Source organism: Psychrobacter sp. TS_SC_6, assembly GCF_056156305.1.
This window is the reverse complement of record NZ_CM149590.1, coordinates 1294911-1313763: the sequence shown is the minus strand read 5'-3', so window position 1 is coordinate 1313763 and position 18853 is coordinate 1294911. Positions and strand designations below refer to the sequence as shown.

Here is an 18853-nt window from a genome sequence, read left to right as displayed (position 1 = left end):
CCCTGACTATAATAAACGAAAACAGTAAAAACTAGGACGTGACGTGAACACTCAATCAAATGAGATCAATCAGACTCAGGTACAGAGCTATGACTGGGCAGAAGGCTTTAAAAAAAGCTTACCAGTCGCCATGGGTTATTTGCCAGCGGGCATTGCCTTTGGTGTGCTGGCGCAAGTAGCTGGTATACCGGTATGGGCAACGATTATGCTTAGTATCGTCTTATATGCAGGCGCGGCGCAATATGCCTGCCTACCGATGTTAAGTGCCGGATTACCGATTGGTAGTATCGCTACCAACATCGCTGCTATTAACTTGCGTCATGTCTTTTATGGTATGCCATTATTACAATATTTACCAAAAAACAAAATAGCCAAAACCTATTGCTTATTTGCTCTTACTGATGAGACCTTTTCAGTGATGACCAGTTTACCGCACGAGTCGCGACAACCATTGATACTGCCTATAAGCTTATTCAATCAAAGCTGGTGGGTATTAGCAGGTGCGATTGGTGTAATGATTGGTAGCACGCTCAGTGATTTAGTACCGCATTTGGATTTTGCCTTGGTGTGTCTATTTGCGATTTTAGCTTATGAGCAATTTCAAAGCATCAAACGTTATTTCCCTATTATTATTGCTGTCATTGCTTTAGTCATCGCCTCGTTTTTTACCAGTAACTGGTTATTATTGGTAGCAATTACGATTTGTATGTTTATGATTTTGGCACGTGGTTTTTGGGTGCAGCCCAGTGTGCAAGGGGACAATCATGACCAGTAGTTATCTGATATTTGCAACGTTCGCCATGGCTGCCGTGACTTTTATCACCCGTGCTCTGCCCGCTTTGATACCTAAAAAGTTATTGGATACGCCTTGGCTACATCGCTTAAATGAAAGCTTGCCACTATCTGTGATGGTGTTACTGATTTTAACCAGTTTATCTTATCAAGGTTTGTCACAAAATACCGGTATCAATAGTGCAGAGATGCATTTACTGATGGCACAAATTGGCGCTTTATTATTGGTATTGTTTGTCTATCATATTAGCCGTCAATTACTGGTCAGCATGGTGGTCGGTATCACTGCGATTAATGGCTTTTTATGGTTGCTTAATGCTCTTTTGATTTAAATAATCACGCTTAAAACTATATATTTTGACAATAAATTTAATAGCAAAAAGGCTGAATTCATTGAGAATCCAGCCTTTTTTACTTACTTCATTTTAAAACATAAAGATGCTTAAAGTTCTTCTACACCCATCATATCTACTGGCGTATCAGCGACTATTTGTACCCCTTTTTTACCCTTTTTAGCAGTGTCGTTACGCTGCTCTTGCAGATGCTCAAGATACGCCTCATTGATTTGACCAGTGATGTAGCAGCCATTAAATACGGCACAATCAAAACCTTCAACTTTACTATGCTTAGTGTCTTTGACCGCTTCAATCAAATCGTCCAAATCTTGGAAAATCAAACGATCAGCGCCGATGATATCACGCACTTCTTCAACGCTATGTCCTGACGCGATAAGTTCGCTACGCACTGGCATATCAATACCATAGACATTGGGATACTTAACCGGTGGCGCTGCACTGGCAAAGAATACCTTGCGCGCGCCTGCATCACGTGCCATTTGGATAATCTCATGGCAGGTAGTACCGCGGACGATTGAATCATCCACTAAGAGTACGTTTTTACCTTTAAACTCTAGTGGCACTGCACTTAGCTTTTGACGCACTGACTTTTTGCGCTGCTGCTGACCTGGCATGATAAAAGTACGACCGATATAACGGTTTTTCATAAACCCTTCACGGTACTTCACATTCATCTTTAGCGCTAGCTCCATCGCTGAGGTACGCGAGGTATCAGGGATAGGAATGACCACATCGATATCATGATCTTCGCCCCATTCAGCAAGGATTTTATCGGCCAATTTTTCACCCATACGTAGGCGTGATTTATAAACGGAGATATTGTCCATAATAGAATCTGGACGGGCAAAATATACATATTCAAAGATACAAGGTGTATATTCTTTTTGCTCAACGCACTGATGCGTATGCAATTTATGGTCTAAATCAATAAATATAGCTTCGCCTGGCTTAACATCACGAACGATAGTAAAGCCTGAACCGGTCAGAGCAACCGATTCTGATGCCACCATATACTCTGTGCCGCCATTAGCTGCCATGCGCTTACCAAAGATAAGCGGACGAATGCCGTTTGGATCGCGAAATGCTAGCAAACCATGACCAGTAATCAAAGCGACTACGCCATAAGCGCCTTCAACACGGCCATAAACCGCTGTCGCTGCTTCAAAGATATCAGCAGGCGTTGGATGGGTTTTGCCTAGATTTTGCATCTCGTGTGCCAGCACATTGAGCAAAACCTCAGAGTCTGAGTCGGTGTTTAGATGGCGGCGATCCTCTTGATAAAGCGACTTTGCCAAGCTCTCAGCATTGGTCAAGTTGCCATTATGTGCAAGGGTGATACCATAAGGCGAGTTGACATAAAAGGGCTGTGCTTCAGCGCTGCTTGACGTACCAGCAGTCGGATAACGCACATGACCGATACCAAACTTACCGATCAGCTTTAACATATGGCGATTCATAAAAACGTCACGTACCATGCCGTTTTCTTTGCGTAAATATAAACGTCCATCCTGTAAAGTCACAATACCTGCCGCATCTTGCCCACGGTGCTGCAACATGGTTAAGGCATCATACAAAATTTGGTTGACCGGCTCATGAGCTGCGACCCCAACGACTCCACACATAGTTGTATCCTATTTTGAATTTGAACCACACATTAAAAACACAATAACGGCATCACTACTGATAAAATCGCTTTAGTTTGTGACCTATCATATGCCGCCAAGCTGATGATGTTTGCTAAGATTAAAATCTTTTTAAGAAGAGAATGATCTATGACACAAACGGTTGATGATTAAGCTAATAATTAAGCAGTGATAACTGATGGATGGTATTTTACGAATATTAGATGCGGTTGAATAGCTTTTTATTCAACCCTTATGATTGATTGACCTGATCCCAAGCCATCCCAAACATATCTGAGACGAGCGCTTTGCCGACAGGCGCATAAGGTAACAGCTCGGGTGCCAGTATAGATGTCTGCCACTGCGGCATTTGTACCAATAGCGGCGCACTAATACTAAGGATAACCAGTACCATTAACACGTTTTTAGCAGCACCTAGTAGGCCACCTGCTATCTTATCAAGTACACCCAAACGTAAGGTTTTTAAAACACCTGAAAAGACAAAGGCAACCAAGTGCATGATAGCCAATATCGCAATCACCACCAATAAAAAAGCAGCAGCCATCTGTAAGACAGGGTTCTGGATGATACTCGATAACTGCGGTGCTACGGAAGCGGCCAATCGACTTGCTGCAATGAGAGCGATAAACCAACCGACCAAACCAACTGCCGTCTTAATCAGACCCACTTGAAAGCCGCGCCATAAGCCTATTAGCACGACAATAGCAATCACAATGTCTAAACCACTCATGTATACCGCCTCGTTACTTTATATCTTTTGTATCAGGTGTTGAATTAAGCAATAGATAACAAACCTTCATATTTTTAATGTAATCCATATAGCTTAAATTAATTTTCCATCGCGTCGTAATAACCACCGATAGACTGTATACAAGACTGTACAAGCCCAGGCCCTTTATAAATAAGCCCTGAATAAAGCTGAACCATATCTGCGCCCGCCTCGATTTTCTTGACAGCTTTAGCGCCACTATCGATACCGCCGACCCCAATTAATGCCACTCTACCATCCAGCTGATCAGAGAATTGTTGTAAAATCTGCGTACTAATGTGGCTGACCGGACGACCTGATAAACCACCTGTTTGATTGCCATCGGGCAAATCCTCAACGCCTACGCGGCTCAATGTGGTATTGGTCGCAATCAAACCATCAATCTCGAAATCCAGCAGTTGCTGAGAGATATAATCTACCTGTAGTGGATCTAAATCAGGCGCAACTTTAAGAACCAATGGCACATAAAAACCGTATTCTGTTGCCAATTGACTGTGGCGGTTTTTGATCGCATCTAACAGATGGGTTAATGCTTCTCCGCTTTGTAGGTCACGTAAGTTGGCAGTATTTGGTGAAGAGATATTGACAGTGATGTAGGAAGCATGTGGGTAAACACGCTCTAAGCAGTAAACATAGTCATCAGCCGCTTTTTCAACTGGCGTTGCAGCGTTTTTACCAATATTAATGCCGATATTGCCTTTGTATTTACAGCGCTGCACATTTTCAATGAGGTAGTCGACACCTTCATTGTTAAAACCCATACGGTTAATAATAGCGTCTGCTTGTTTGAGCCTAAATAAACGTGGTCTGTCATTACCAGCTTGCGGCTTTGGCGTCACCGTGCCTACTTCGATAAAGCCAAAACCAAGCTCAGCTAAAGCGTCAATATAATCGCCGTTTTTATCCAGTCCGGCTGCTAGTCCAACAGGATTAGAAAACTGCAAACCCATGCAATCGGTCGGCTGCATAGATTGACCATAAACCAAACCTAAAACACGCGCTTTATGAGCTTTATCCAATAAGGATAAGGTCATTTCATGCGCGTGTTCAGGGTCCATATTAAACAAAAAAGGGCGAAGTAAGGCATAAGACATAGTAACGACAGACCCTGCTTGAAAGTGAAAATGAATAAAGAAAACCAATGTGGTCAAGCGCAGCGATTATATCAGCTTAGTCGAAATAAGACCAAAGTTTCATCAGCCAATTTTACTATAGAGAATATAGATAGCTACTCTCTATAGTAAGATATAGCTCAATTATTAAGGGACAGGTCGACCATCCGCTAGAGCAATCCAGCCTCGCACGATACGATATAAATGCCAAATAAAGGCAACACCCATAATAATAAAACCAATACTTGCTAGTAATACCGAGCCGACAGCGATATTCCCGCTATCCGCCATCATACTAACGCCAAAACTACCAAGAGCAAAAATAATGATGCCAATGCCAACGATAAACCACACAATACTGTACCAAAATGTTTTAATTTGCCAGTCAAAGTGCGTGGCAAGCCATGTGCCATCAGCATCACGACGTTTGGCATAATTCATAAAGATAGGCACAATCCATAGCAAACCGGCAGTAAAATAACTGAGTACATATAATAAATAGGTAATGTGGTTATAAGTTACTAAAGATCGGCTTTGTTTATTATTCATATTGTCACTCATCGGATTATTTATATGATCACCTGTCATGGCATATTGTGCTGATTATAAAACCCTACACATAAATGAGGCATGAATTTTAAAGTGAAACATTTGTTATAGCTACTTTATAGTGTCTAAGAAGTGCTTTTTCAATAAGGTCTGTTGTATAAATGGGTTTATGAGCATAAAAGCTATTGGCTACTTTTGAGTAAAATTTATCCCCATGATGCCCCTTGCCCCTTTATGATGAGGTCACGGTAGCCTGAACTTGAATCGCTTTAGTGAGTAAATCTTGCTGCATAGACAGCTGAGTGAATTGCCAGCCTTGTTGTTCAAGCTTACCAAGGGCAGCACTCACCACTGCTTGACTCGGATTGTTAAAGCTCAGTTGTACTGTTTCACCATTAGCAATTACTTGCGCATCTACAATGCCTGAGTTAGTCAACAGCGCATTGACACTACTAGCAGCAGGTAAGGCCTCTGCTCCATCAGTAGCATTGGCAGCCACTAACGCATTACTATCTATATTACCTGCTTGAGCACGCAACCAAAAATAATCAGCAACCTGCTCTTGGTACTCGCTTTTACTATTATTGGCTGCCTGATGAATGCTATAACCGCCATAACCGCCAACAAACAGTAGTAAAAAAGCAGACAGTAATAGCAAAGCCAACTGGTCACGAGAAGACAAGGCTCGCCAGCGTACAAATAGTAAGTTTTGATAGCCTGTCATTCGCGCTGACAATGCACTTGTCTGCAGCATCGTTGTGCTACTTTTGGTACGGCGCTGTAGTATTTTCATCATTACCCTTTATTGCCGACACTGCTGTTGTTGTCTACGATATTGACCGTTACTTGACCACTAAACTGCCCTTGCTCATTGCCATTCACTTGCTCTAGTTTTGCCATTAGACCTTGCGCGACGAGTGTGGCTGTAAACTGATCCAGACTGCCGCGATCCGGTGCTATTAAGGTAAAGCTAAGTGCTGAAGGCTGCATAACCAATGCTTGCGCCTTTAATGACGATTGTTTAATCAAGGGGGATATACGCGAAAGGACTGCCATATGTGACGCGGGTTCTTGGCTATCGCTACGCAATTTTGGCTCTAACTGAACTTGTAGTTTGGTACGCGTACTGAGTGGCTCATTTGGAAACCAAGACTGATATTGTGTCGCAATCTCAGTCTTGGTCGCAGTTGTTGCTTCACTATATTGATACCACTGCACCGCATCGGTCGCCATCTGCAATACGAGTGCCGATAACGCCACCATCAGCGCCACACGAAGATAAGGCGACAACTGCGAATCCGTTGACTTAACAGAAAAATTCAGTGCATGACGCTCTGGGTTATCTAATGGTTTTGGCGGCGTTACTAGTGTAGTGAGTAACAGTTGATACTCAGCTATCATGTCAGCTGTGATCGCCATAAAGCTGCCTGCTGGTATATTAGGTTGTGCGACTACATTTAGATTAGTAAGTCCATCATCAGCACCAGAAACGTCATGAGTATCGGCAATAATGTTATCCATATTACCAATGTCACCGATAGCAGGTACGATTAAGACCTCGCTTAAGTGCGGAAAGCGCTCAAAGATTAACGGCAAATAGCTGACGGCCATCCCTTGATATAAGGATTGGCGCAGCAGCATGGTTTCTTTATCTTGATATAAGGTGATTTGCTGCCCAGCCCCTTCTTCTGGTAAGGGCAGTAATAGAAAATCAGGCAGCAAAGCGACGATATTCATGCCAGCAAGCTTTGCGCTCTGTTGCCATAACTCGATATCAGTCTGTGCCAGCGCATAAAGATGATGCGTGTTGTTATGACTCATTTGCCGAATAGCCAATTGCTCAACAGGTATTAAAGACGTCTCTTCAAACAAGTACTGCTTGCCACTAGCTCCTAACTGCTTAAGCTGAGTGCTGTTTAGCTCCGTATCGACTTGTAACATATGAGTAGATGGAAAATAAAGACAAATGGCTTTTTGGCTATTTGCTTTATAGCGACTATAGATATCCTGTAGCTGCTGCCAACCCTCGACCAACTGCCAGTGTTGACTGTCTTCATGCCAAACGGCTAATGGACTGTGCTGCGCTCTTAACCAAACATGTAACACCAAATGTGTCCTCAATTATTAAAGCTATAATGTATCAAAGCTATCGTTTAGCTAAAATGCAGATGATTTAGGACCATCAACAGCAGCACACATATAAATCATCGATAATCACTTAGATTAATAAGGCTGATCCGGTACGAAGCGATCCGTCTCGCGTGCCATACCTGCCATCACAAAATCCATCTCAAACACCCGTGCTTCTGCCAAAGCAAAAGACTCAGGATAGTCATTGGTTAGTAACCCTGCGATATAAGCAACGATAGACATATGACAAACCACTACCAGACACTTAGCTTGAATGTCAGCAATCTCATTTAATGCTTGGCGCGCATCGTCAGATGGCGTGAGATTGTCTTGTATGCTCGATGGTACAGTCGGCAGTTGCGCTTGTAGTTCTGCCAGTGTTTGCTGTGCCCTCACATAAGGACTAACCAAAAAATAATCGGGATGATAGTGCGTAGTGATATATTTTGCGGTCTGCCTTGCTTGCTGCTGACCAAAATCCGTCAACTGGCGGGCACTATCAGGACGCATCTCGTCTTCTGCTTGACCATGACGCATCAAAATAATTTTCATAAGTTATCAGCCTTTTTTATTGTTGTTATATCGCCAGTGCAAATTATAAGTAACTCTCTTTTAGTGACACGCTATTACTATTGCGCTAACAACTCTTACGACTTATTACCCTGCGTACTTTTATCCTCTTTTGATTGATTGTTTGCAGTTTGCATTTGCGCCGTCAGCGAAGCATTACTGTGGTCATGCTCCATGACAAATTCAACATCACTACGGAACCCTGCTTCCATCAAATGCAAAGCAACACCAAGCGCCGCTTTGTCTTCATAAATGACGGCATGTAACGCATGAGTAATAGGCATATAAATACCTTCTTTAGTGGCTTTTTCGTGTACCTGCTGAATGGTATTAACCCCTTCCGCAGTTTGTCCCAATTTTTTGACCGCTGCATCAATCGTCATACCACGACCAAGCATATTACCGATACGATAATTACGACTTAACTCGGAGCTACAAGTGGCATATAAGTCCCCGACACCCGATAATCCTAAAAAGGTCAGCGGATTGGCACCAGCATGCACGCCAAAGCGACTCATTTCTGCTAAACCGCGCGTCAGTATCATCGCTTTGGTGTTTTCACCGACCTCGTAAGCAGCTGCCATACCCATAGCAATGGCGTAAATATTCTTTAGCGCGCCGCCAAGCTCCACACCGCGGATATCGTCACTAGCAAACACTCTAAAGAATGCACTATGTAACGCCGCTTGTACGGCATGACGTAGTGGCTCAGATTCACTAGCGATGACCGTGGCAGATGGCATATTTTTCATGATTTCTATAGCAAGATTTGGACCCGACATCACGCCAAAATTTACTTCAGGTAGCTCGTCTTTGATGATGTCACTCATCAGGGAAAAAGTATCTTTTTCCATCCCTTTGGTCAACGAAACGATTGATTGACCACTCATAAAAGGTGCGATACTTTTAAGCGTTTCGCGAAACGCCAATCCAGGTACGGCAATAAAGATAATATCTGTATCTTTGACCGCAGCTTGCAGCTCATGACTGTATTTTAGGCGGTCATCAAGCTTATAGCCTGGCAGGTATTTTTTATTCATTTGCGATTTTGCCATCGCTTTAACCGTACGCTTGTTGCGCACCCACAGCGTGGTATCGCAGCCATTACGTGCTGCTAAATTTGCCATGGCTGTGCCAAAGCTACCGCCGCCTAATACCACTAAACGCAGCTTGGTCGGATTTTTATGTATCGCCTCCATTTTTTTTGCTACAGCAGATTCCACGATGCTTGGATTTAACTTTTTACGTTTAAAACTAGATTTGGTGGCACGCTCAATGATACCAAACAACAATTTATTTTGTTTTTCAACCATTTTTTTTTCAGCTTGGGTGCTGTCTACGTTGGTATCTGTGCTTTTGTCATTAGCGCTTATCATATGCTTTATCCGTATTGACTGACTTTGTGATAAATTGATTTATGCTGAGTATACAGTGAGCGCAGCAAAATGTATGAACAATTATTTGTACAAATTAACAGTATTCTTTAGGCTATTAGTTCAGCCAAACAGCCATTCTCATTAAGTCATTACTTAGCTATGCTCTTGGTTGCCCACTATATTACGCAATAAAGACTTTTATTGCTCAAAGCGCGTCAGTGGTTCAATATCAATCGGCTTGCGCGTTGGCATATCACAAGGGCTGCTGCCGGTATAAACAAAAGCCGTGACATAATCATCTGCACTCACATCAAAATATGCTTTAACAGCAGGCTCATTACAGAGTAACCCCGTACGCCACACCGTACTAAAACCCTGTGCCTTTAGCGCTAAGATAAGGTTTTGAACCGCTGCCCCCGCACTAAGCATTTGCTCAAAAGGAGGCACTTTTTTATGCGCTTGCATTTGTGTGACGACAGTAATAATAACGGGTGCCCGTAATGGCATATTATAAGTTTTTTGCCGATCTTTCTCAGATAATGTCTCGCCTTCTTGTACCGCTTTGGCTTCAGCTGCCACCAAAAATGCACGACCTAGCTCATGACGAGCATTACCCTGTGTGATGATAAAGCGCCACGGCTGTAGTTTCTTATGATCTGGGGCAGTCACTGCACAATCAATAGCAGCTTTTATCTGGCTTTCTGTCGGTGCAGGGATACTCAGATTACCGATACTGCGCCTCGACTTAATCCAATTGATCAGTTGTTCATCAGTCACTTGTGAGTTGGTTACTATCGGACTTTCGGTATTGTTTGGCTCATCATTATTCTGGTTGTGACTCTTTTCAGAGATACTCATGGTCTATCCTTATTCATTATTATAGGTGTTTAATTGTTAAGTATATTTGCGCATTATAGGCAATATTATTATAATTTTATGGGATATAAGTAGAAACAAACTAGCTGCTGCTATATTGTTATAGAGTAGTCAACAGTATTGGACAACAACTGGTTTTCAACAGTTAAAGCATTGAATAAAATCTATACTGCATCCGAATCCTCAGTACGATGCTCCATTTTCAAATAATCTTCTGACTGCATCTCAAGCAGGCGCGAACGGGTACGTTCAATCTCGAACGCCAGTTTGTGTCCTTGATATAATTCAAGAATCGGCTGTTGCGCGCGCACCAATAATTTGACACGGCGATCATAAAATTCATCAACTAAATAAATAAAACGTCGTGTTGGGTCCCGTAAATCATCATCGAGCGCTGGTACGGCATTGATAAGTACGGTGCTGAACTGCTTAGCAATTTCGATAAAGTCCGATGCCGAACGCGGCTCCATACATAAATGACGGAAGTCGCAGAATAAGATGTCACTGGTACGCGCGTTAATTTTGATTTCTCGGCCATTAATGATGATCGGCTCGCTACTGAATTTTTGGTTGTTAGATAGGCTGGCAAAACGGTTGGCGAGCCAATGATGATTGGCTTTGGTCATAGGCGACTCGTACAGCTCAGCTTGTTGCAAGACACGCAAGCGATAGTCAATACCCGAATCGATATTCATAACGGTCGTATGACGCTCAACTTCAGCAATAGCTGGCATAAAGCGATCTCGGTGCAAGCCATCTTTATAGAGTCCAGATGGCTCAATATTTGATGTCGCTACCAACGTAATACCGCGATTGAATAGCATGGTAAACAAATCACCCAAAATCATCGCATCAGAGACGTTAGAGACAAAAAACTCATCAAAACATATAATCACCGCTTCAGCATAAATGATATCAGCGACTTTTTCTAACGGGTCGCTCTCGCCTTGCAGCTTATGTAGCTCCTGATGTACTCGCTGCATAAAATGATGAAAATGTTGACGCATCTTGCGCTCAATAGTCAATGAATCATAAAACATGTCCATCATCCATGTTTTACCACGTCCTACCCCGCCCCACATATACAAACCTTTAGGTGCAATAGGCTTTGCTTTTAAAAAACTAAAAAAGCTTTTTTTTTGTACCGCGTTATCATTGAGCTGATGGTAAAGACCATCCAAGTAACTCATCGCCAAATACTGCTGCTCATCACGAGTAAACTCATCCGTGCTGATGGCTTGCTCATAACGCTGTAAGGGAGATAAACTCATAATACGACTCATCATTAAACGAAATAAATATCAGAATAAAGTATTAATACCGACAATCGCTACTAACTTATGATTTTTACACTGAGATAGCAGCAACTGGTTTATCAGAATGGCTTATCACAACCATTCTTTAGGTTAACACAGCTTAAGGTTGTAAAAATAATCCGTTAACTCTTAACAATACTGATTAGCACAAAGCTATTTTAAGTAGCTCAAAGAGTACCAAGCGCTCACTAGCTAATACTATATGTCGCCATTATACGTATGCTGCTCCAAAAGCTTTTTCAGCTCAGACAAGCGCCCATGGAAAAAGTGTCCTGCGCCATCAACAACGCTTACAGGAATGCCCAGTCGATCAGCAAATTCTTGCATATTATCAGGGTCGATGACTTCATCTGCACTCCCATAAATCTCAAAGGTTTTATCAGCAGGTAGGTCTATATCACTGCTGTCATTTTTTTCGACTGAAGGAGCAATGAGAGCAATCTTAGATATCTCAAAATCATCCAGTCCCCATATATGAGGTAATACCAGTACTTGCTCAGCCACACGCGCCGTCACATAGCCACCAAAGGAGAAGCCGCCAAGCCATAATTTGCGTGCCGAAGTTTGCTCAGCAATCCATTGTAGCACGGTCATTGCATCAACTACTTCCCCATCAGCATAATCATGCACACCGGTCGATTGTCCAACACCACGAAAGTTAAAACGTACCACGTGCATACCATTATCACGAGCAAAACGGTACATGGTCGTCACCACTTTATTATTCATCGTGCCATCGAACAACGGATTGGGATGGCAAAGCAGCGCAACGGTATCCGTATTTGGGTTATTAGTATTGTTTTGTTGCCAAAGTGCGTCAACTTCTAACACGCCAGCAGGAGCGGGAATCAATTGCATATAATACTTATTAGTTAAGAATGAATCGCTCAATTATCCTAGATATGGTTTATATTTCAAGTGATTTGCTGTGTATTACCGCTATCTATCGAATTTTTACTATTAATCATAGAAAATTGTCAAAAAAATATAGCAAACAAACATTGCCTATGAGTTTTGGGCAAGCTTAGCGCACCTTTATAGCTGTCTATTTCGGTAGGTAATACAAGCGCAATATCGAACACAATAACTGTCTAGACACTCAATATATCAATAGGGTAAATTCATCATTTGATAAAAGCTTTAACGTATTTGCGTGTCACTTTTAGGTTTATGCTTTCATTTTACTTTACTGGAATTAGGAAACCCTTATGAAGACTTTTAATAAAACGGCTACTTTAGCAGCCACCTTAGTAGCTGCCCTCACTTTGAGTGCCTGTCAAACCACGCCTTCATCGCCGGTTATTCAACGTGCCAACTCTATTTATGAAACAACTGGTATTGCCAAGACCAAGATAAAAGCTCAGCAAAACGCGCTTGACAGCGCTCAGACTACTTGCCGAGGCAAACAGGTGATTATCGTTGAGGATCAGGTAAAATATAATGGTATTTTGAATGAGAGTACAGGGCGTATGATTGGTCAAGCGAGTGCTGTGCTTGGTACCATCCTTGGTACAGGCTCACCAAATCTGTCACGTGATGATGACTATGAGTATATGATCAGTTTCCGCTGTCAGTAAGTCATGTCGTAAAGCTGCATTTATATATGTAGTGTATTAGCGATAACTTAGAGCCAATAAGCTTGCGATAGAGATATAATATCAATCGCTGCTTGTTGGCTTTGCTTTTTGTGTGGAGGCTTTTAGGTTAAACTACCCTATCTTGTCTTTTACGTCACCTAGCTGTTCTCTAAGCCCTCACTACCTTTGGTCTATTATTATGCGCAAACCCAACCTGTCAAATACCAAGCACACTAAAGTATTAGCGCCTGCCAAAGATTTAGCGACCTTGGAGGCGGAGTTGGCAGAACAAGAAAACAGTGTAGAAAATAACTTAGAAGATACTGTCCTGCGCCTTAGTGATTACTTATCAGCGGTCGATATGGTGATCAAGCAAACTTTTAATCACCGTGTTTGGGTCAAAGCTGAGATACGAAATTTATCCAGCAAAGGCGGGCATTATTATTTTGAATTGGCAGAAAAAGATGACGATGGTAAAGTCATTGCCAGCTGCCGTGGCAATCTATGGCGCTTCAAAGCGGCGCGGGTTTTAGACAAGTTTGAGCGCGCAACGGGTATGCCACTGGATCGCGATTTGACGGTTTTATTAAAGGTATCGGCAGGTTTCCATGCGCAATACGGCTTCTCTCTCACCATTGAAGATATTGACCCAAGCTATACGCTAGGCGATTTAGCGCGTCAATATGCTGAGATGGTTGACCGCTTGGCGGGTGAAGGGTTATTAAACCTGAATCAGCAGCTGCCTACCCCATTTGATATCGAGCATGTGTTGGTTATTGCTCCTGAGAAAGCTGCAGGGCTAGGCGATTTTCAAGCGGACGCCAATAGACTCGCTAGTACAGGCGCTTGTCATTTCCATTATCATAACGCCACTTTTCAAGGTAATCATGCTCCAGCGGAAATTCGTCAAGCAATCATCAGTGCCCAGCAGCAGTTTGAAGATACTTATCAGCGCCTGCCAGATTTGTTAGTGATTATCCGTGGTGGCGGCGCTGTTGGTGATTTGGCTTACCTTAATGATTATGAGCTTGCCGCTTTAGTCGCTGAGCAACCTGTCCCTGTTTGGGTTGGGATTGGTCATGAGCGTGATAAAGTTATCTTAGATGAAGTGGCTCATACTAGCTTTGATACGCCATCAAAAGTCATTGCGGCTATCATGGCGCATTTAGCACAGCTGGTCACTCAGACCCTGCAATATCAAATGCAGATCAAACAAGCTGCTCAGCGTCAATTAAATACAGCCGAACAACACACTGCGCGCCAATTGAGCCAAATACAATCGCAAACCATTGGTCAATTAACAGCACTACAAAAAGACAGTGCTTATGCGTGGCGTAGTATCCAACAAAGTGCACATCATCAAGTGAAACAAGCTGCAAGACAAGCAAGCGAGCTGCATATACAGACTCAAGCCTCCGCTTATCAACAACTTTCACTCGCCTCTACTTATAGTAAAAATCCTCAGAAAATTATTATGCAAAGTGCTCAGCAGCAGTTAATACAAGCGAAGCGTGCTAGCGCACATCTGCGTGATATCGTACTTTTACATCGACCGTCTCGCATACTTAAACAGGGCTATAGCATGCTGACTGATGAACAGGACCAACGAATACTGACCAGTAGCAACCAGCTTTACCCGGAGCAGACCATTCATATCGTCCTAAAAGATGGTAAAGCAAAAGCACAAATCATTGACATCAAAATGGATAAGAAGCCCACAGAATTTACAGAAGCTTCAACTTAACCCCATAATAATATTTTACGCTTATTTATTACTTTTACTTTAGATATCAGGAAACCTTATGACTACCCCTATACGTAAACGCAAAAAAGCCGCCCCAAAAACTTTTAAGGCGGCCTACGATATCTTAAAAACTAATGCTGCTGAATTGCAGCAACAAGATGAGCCTGATATTGATAATCTCATGACCACTGTTGAAGAATCAATTGCCGCTTATCGCGTTTGCGAGACTCGTATCAACGCAGTACAACAAGCATTAGATGCCGCATTTTCTGAAGAAAACAAAACGGTTACAAGCGAGAGCTAAATAGCCGTTTTATAGTGCCTAAATGGCTTTTAATGAAAGCTATTCAGGCTCGTCAACTTCAAACACTTGGCGCAGATAGGCAAGATAGGTATCATTATTGATCATTGTCTTGCCTGGACTATCAGACAGTTTTGCGACTGGCTGACCGTTGCATTCAACCAATTTCAGAACAATATTCAATGGCGTGATGCCCATATCGTTGGTGAGATTGGTGCCAATACCAAAGCTGGTTTTGATTTGACCTTTAAAATACTGATGCAAATCCCACGCCTTATTCAGATCCAAGCCATCACTAAAGGTCAAAACTTTGGTTCTTGGGTCTATTTTTAGCTTTTGATAATGAGCAATCGCCTTATCACCCCAAAGATACGGGTCGCCGCTATCATGACGCAAACCATCAAAAAGCTTGGCAAAATACAAGTCAAAATCGCGTAAGAACGCATCCATGCCGACGACATCGGTCAGCGCAATACCCAAATCACCGCGATACTCGTGTACCCAAGCTTCAAGTGCGGCTTTTTGTGAGTCACGTAAGCGCACATCCAGTGCCTGAAATGCCTGCATAAACTCATGTGCCATCGTACCAATGGGCGTCATGCCAAGCTTTTTTGCCAAATAAACGTTGGACGTGCCGCCCACTATATTTGGCTCAGCTTTGTGCAAAGTTTCAACCACATGGGCTTGCCAGTCTTTATTAAACCGTCTACGTGTACCAAAATCAGCAACGATAAAAGGAGGAATATCACGGCTATTGCCTGCTTGTTCGGCAGCATAACGATGTAACAAATCCACTTTCTTCTCTAAGCGGTGCTGCCCTTCTTCAAGCACACTTACATCCGTTAATGCTTTGAAATATAACTCATTGACAATGGCTAGTACGAATACTTCGAAGAACATCGCCTGAATCATCGGACCTTCGATATCGATAAATAGACGACCTTTGTCATCGGTAGTCACCGTGATAAAACGACGTTTTAATTTAAACAATTCCAAGTAATCAACGAAGTCTGAACGCATAAAGCGCAAGCCACGTAAGTATTCTAGTTCATCTTCTAAAAATCGCAATTCACATAAGCTGTCTAGTTGCTGCTCTAAGGCATCTTTAATATCAGCAAGTGGATAAGCCGCATCTCTATTATTACGGCAGCGAAAGCGGTAGACACCATGAGTTTGAGGAAACTGATGTAGCATGGCTTGTAGCATAGTAAATTTGTACAAGTCGTTATCAAGTAACGAGGTAATAATAGGCTCAAAAGTGGTAGAAGTATGGGTAACGGTCATGTTACAGCCTTAAATACAAAAATGAAAAATCGCTGAGCGAAGCAAGCGATGAAATAGGTGGACATAACGATATATATTACTGATGGAACAATTATAAGCGTTTGAGTATAACGAAATTTAGGTTATTTTTCAGAGTTCACTATGGATTGAAGCAAAATTACTACGATTCATAGCGGTATTCATCATATTATTAGCTGCCTATCACCTATAAAAAGACGCTAAGAATACTCTTAACGTCTTTTTATAAAATATATTAAACCGTGGTATTTACTAAGGTTTTCAAGGTCTTTAAAACGATATATAGTCGATACTAAATAAAGTAGATACCTCATGTTCTGACGCGGCACTGGTATAAATTTTTCTGGCGTGCTATGCCTGCGCAAACAGAGGCTGCAAAAAATTCATTCCAGTTCCGCTGTATCGTTTTTATACGGAGCTTACTATACTTTAAAACACCGCTTGTGAACTGATCACTCTCTTAAATGTAATCGGTGCTTGGCAAGCCGGCACATCAGCTGATACTGGCAAAGACAGTAAGAGCAAGCTTAACAGCAATCAGCTAAATGTAATTCATTGGCGCACGGCGTTATTATCTTTATTATGAAAATAGCTGTCATTATCCTAATTTGAGCAATTAATAAGCCTATCATCTACTACTGATTTTTACCTCAAACAGACAAAACCATCGTTTAGTGTCACCATAAAGTGTGGCGATTTATAACACTGATAACAAATGGTTCTTTAGACAAAGAAATAGCACCTACCATAGTAGATGCTATTGATTGATTGATTGATTGATTGATTGATGAATGTGAGTAAATACTATCTCTTCAATAAGGCAACTATTTGAAACTGCTATTTCAAAAACAGCGCCATTGCCTTTTTAAATAAACCACCATAGGGCGGTAGTAAGATATTTAGACCATTCAATTTTGATTGCACAAAGATAGGTTTCATATGACTCAAACGATCAAACCCTGCTTTACCATGGTAAGCGCCTGTACCTGAATCGCCAACACCGCCAAACGGCAAGTCATGCTGCGCTACATGCATAATCACTTCGTTGATACATAGTCCGCCCGATACCGTATTGGTGCGTACCTTATCGATATCACGGCTATTATCACCAAAGACATATAACGCCAACGGTCGTGGACGGGCATTAATAAATGCAATCGCATTATCAAGAGTGTCATAGTGCATGAGCGGTAAAACGGGTGCAAATATCTCGTTTTGCATCAAATCACTCTCAGGCGCAGGTTCCCTGACAATAACTGGTGGCATAAGACGTGTTTCAAGATTAGACGTCGCATCAGTGAGTCTATATACACCTTCACTTGATAAATTCTCTAAATAGCCTTTAACACGCTTGAACTGCTGAGCATTAATAATGCGCGAGTAATCCGGATTGCTTTCAATATTGGGATAGTGTTTCTCCATCCACTCTCTTGCCAGACGCACAAATTCATCATGATATTGGCGCTGAATCAGTACATAGTCAGGCGCGATACATGTTTGACCAGCATTTAGGGTCTTACCCATCATCACTCGATTGACAGCATTTTCTAGATTCGCACCCTCTAGTACTATGACTGGCGACTTGCCACCGAGCTCAAGCGTGACGGGTGTTAGATTTGATGCTGCCGCTGCCATCACCTTTTTACCAACGGCGGTAGAGCCGGTATAGAGCAGGTGATCAAAAGGAAGCTCACTAAAGGCAGCTGCAATCTCAACTTCACCGATGACCACACAAACCATATCCGCTGAAAAATAACGTGAAATAGTTTCTGCAAACGTTTGCGCAAATTGCGGCGCGGCTTCACTCATTTTAATCATGATGCGGTTACCAGCGGTAATCGCGTCAATCATCGGTCCTATCGCCAAAAATAAAGGATAGTTCCAAGGTACCATGATACCAACCACACCTAATGGCTGTGGTAAAATCTCATTATGGGCTGGCATATATAGCGCTGAAATCGATACTCGCTGCGCCTTCATCCACCTTTTACCATGCTTTTTGGCATGACTGATACCCGTAAAGCTCGGAAACAACTCGGCAAATTGAGTTTCTGATTCACTACGATAGCCAAAATCAGCGCTGATAGCATTAGCAAGCAGCTGTTGATTGTCACTCAGCATCAGTTCTAGATTGTCGAGTTGGTCTCTACGCGTTGCCCAATCATTGATCGGCTGAGTACGGCTTAGATTTTGCATGCGTGAGAACTGTGCCTGCATATCTGCCACGGTTTTGATAATACTAAGTCCTTCGTGCTCATTGTATTTAGGATGCATCGCTTGAATCTGATTGTTTTGATCGCTGTCTGTCATATATCTTCCTTGTCGTATACGTGAGAGTCAGCACGTTTTGTCAAATTTAAGACTCTATAGCTATTATTAGACACTAAAAATCACTGATATCACTCTATTATCCTTATAAACGTGTTATCTATGCAACAAG

Annotated in this window: 18 protein-coding genes; 5 read left to right on the top strand and 13 right to left on the bottom strand. The window is 42.3% G+C overall.

Annotation, left to right across the window (positions count from 1 at the left end):
- Positions 1-43: 43 nt before the first annotated feature.
- Positions 44-775, top strand: coding sequence for an AzlC family ABC transporter permease (locus AC0J5Y_RS05645; RefSeq protein ID WP_475131923.1), 732 nt, complete (start codon positions 44-46; stop codon positions 773-775).
- Positions 765-1124 (top strand): AzlD domain-containing protein, encoded by a 360-nt coding sequence (locus AC0J5Y_RS05640; RefSeq protein WP_475131922.1) that lies wholly within the window; start codon positions 765-767, stop codon positions 1122-1124. The genes AC0J5Y_RS05645 and AC0J5Y_RS05640 overlap by 11 nt, the downstream gene beginning before the upstream one ends.
- A gap of 110 nt (positions 1125-1234) precedes the next feature.
- Here the strand turns inward: AC0J5Y_RS05640 and purF are convergent, their stop codons facing one another.
- The 11 genes from purF to AC0J5Y_RS05585 all read right to left on the bottom strand — a co-directional run bounded on the left by purF (position 1235) and on the right by AC0J5Y_RS05585 (position 12347).
- Entirely contained in the window at positions 1235-2770 is a 1536-nt protein-coding gene (purF, locus tag AC0J5Y_RS05635; protein WP_475131921.1) for an amidophosphoribosyltransferase, read from the bottom strand.
- A 253-nt stretch (positions 2771-3023) separates the two neighbouring features.
- Positions 3024-3521, bottom strand: a complete 498-nt coding sequence (locus tag AC0J5Y_RS05630) for a CvpA family protein (RefSeq protein WP_475131920.1) — start codon at positions 3519-3521, stop codon at positions 3024-3026.
- 98 nt (positions 3522-3619) lie between these two features.
- On the bottom strand, positions 3620-4654 hold the full coding sequence (locus AC0J5Y_RS05625; protein WP_475131919.1) for a quinone-dependent dihydroorotate dehydrogenase: 1035 nt from the start codon (positions 4652-4654) through the stop codon (positions 3620-3622).
- Positions 4655-4819: 165 nt separating this feature from the next.
- On the bottom strand, positions 4820-5221 hold the full coding sequence (locus AC0J5Y_RS05620; protein WP_475131918.1) for a DUF4870 family protein: 402 nt from the start codon (positions 5219-5221) through the stop codon (positions 4820-4822).
- Between the two features lie 232 nt (positions 5222-5453).
- Positions 5454-6014, bottom strand: coding sequence for a type II secretion system protein GspM (gene gspM, locus AC0J5Y_RS05615; RefSeq protein ID WP_475131917.1), 561 nt, complete (start codon positions 6012-6014; stop codon positions 5454-5456).
- Positions 6015-6016: 2 nt separating this feature from the next.
- Positions 6017-7327, bottom strand: a complete 1311-nt coding sequence (gene gspL, locus AC0J5Y_RS05610) for a type II secretion system protein GspL (RefSeq protein WP_475132098.1) — start codon at positions 7325-7327, stop codon at positions 6017-6019.
- A gap of 117 nt (positions 7328-7444) precedes the next feature.
- A complete protein-coding gene (gene sixA, locus AC0J5Y_RS05605) occupies positions 7445-7903 on the bottom strand; it encodes a phosphohistidine phosphatase SixA (protein WP_475131916.1) in 459 nt (152 codons plus the stop codon).
- A gap of 95 nt (positions 7904-7998) precedes the next feature.
- Entirely contained in the window at positions 7999-9297 is a 1299-nt protein-coding gene (locus AC0J5Y_RS05600; protein ID WP_475131915.1) for an NAD(P)H-dependent glycerol-3-phosphate dehydrogenase, read from the bottom strand.
- A 198-nt stretch (positions 9298-9495) separates the two neighbouring features.
- Positions 9496-10155 carry a nitroreductase family protein gene (locus AC0J5Y_RS05595; RefSeq protein WP_475131914.1) on the bottom strand — a complete coding sequence of 220 codons (660 nt, stop codon included), beginning with the start codon at positions 10153-10155 and terminating at the stop codon, positions 9496-9498.
- 182 nt (positions 10156-10337) lie between these two features.
- The gene (gene zapE / locus AC0J5Y_RS05590; RefSeq protein WP_475131913.1) at positions 10338-11444 is read right to left on the bottom strand and encodes a cell division protein ZapE; all 1107 of its coding nucleotides are present in this window, start codon (positions 11442-11444) and stop codon (positions 10338-10340) included.
- A 243-nt stretch (positions 11445-11687) separates the two neighbouring features.
- Positions 11688-12347, bottom strand: a complete 660-nt coding sequence (locus AC0J5Y_RS05585) for an alpha/beta hydrolase (RefSeq protein ID WP_475131912.1) — start codon at positions 12345-12347, stop codon at positions 11688-11690.
- Positions 12348-12697: 350 nt separating this feature from the next.
- On the opposite strand from AC0J5Y_RS05585, the gene AC0J5Y_RS05580 reads away from it, so the two are divergent.
- The 3 genes from AC0J5Y_RS05580 (at position 12698) to xseB (ending at position 15114) form a co-directional block, all read left to right on the top strand.
- Positions 12698-13066: a hypothetical protein gene (locus tag AC0J5Y_RS05580; protein WP_475131911.1), complete on the top strand. Its 369-nt coding sequence runs from the start codon at positions 12698-12700 to the stop codon at positions 13064-13066.
- Between the two features lie 199 nt (positions 13067-13265).
- Positions 13266-14810 (top strand): exodeoxyribonuclease VII large subunit, encoded by a 1545-nt coding sequence (gene xseA, locus AC0J5Y_RS05575; RefSeq protein WP_475131910.1) that lies wholly within the window; start codon positions 13266-13268, stop codon positions 14808-14810.
- Between the two features lie 58 nt (positions 14811-14868).
- Positions 14869-15114, top strand: a complete 246-nt coding sequence (gene xseB, locus AC0J5Y_RS05570) for an exodeoxyribonuclease VII small subunit (protein WP_475131909.1) — start codon at positions 14869-14871, stop codon at positions 15112-15114.
- Positions 15115-15153: 39 nt separating this feature from the next.
- Here the strand turns inward: xseB and pncB are convergent, their stop codons facing one another.
- Both pncB and AC0J5Y_RS05560 read right to left on the bottom strand, forming a co-directional pair.
- Positions 15154-16395 (bottom strand): nicotinate phosphoribosyltransferase, encoded by a 1242-nt coding sequence (gene pncB, locus AC0J5Y_RS05565; RefSeq protein ID WP_475131908.1) that lies wholly within the window; start codon positions 16393-16395, stop codon positions 15154-15156.
- An 855-nt stretch (positions 16396-17250) separates the two neighbouring features.
- Positions 17251-18723: a coniferyl aldehyde dehydrogenase gene (locus tag AC0J5Y_RS05560; RefSeq protein WP_475131907.1), complete on the bottom strand. Its 1473-nt coding sequence runs from the start codon at positions 18721-18723 to the stop codon at positions 17251-17253.
- Between the last annotated feature and the right edge of the window lie 130 nt (positions 18724-18853).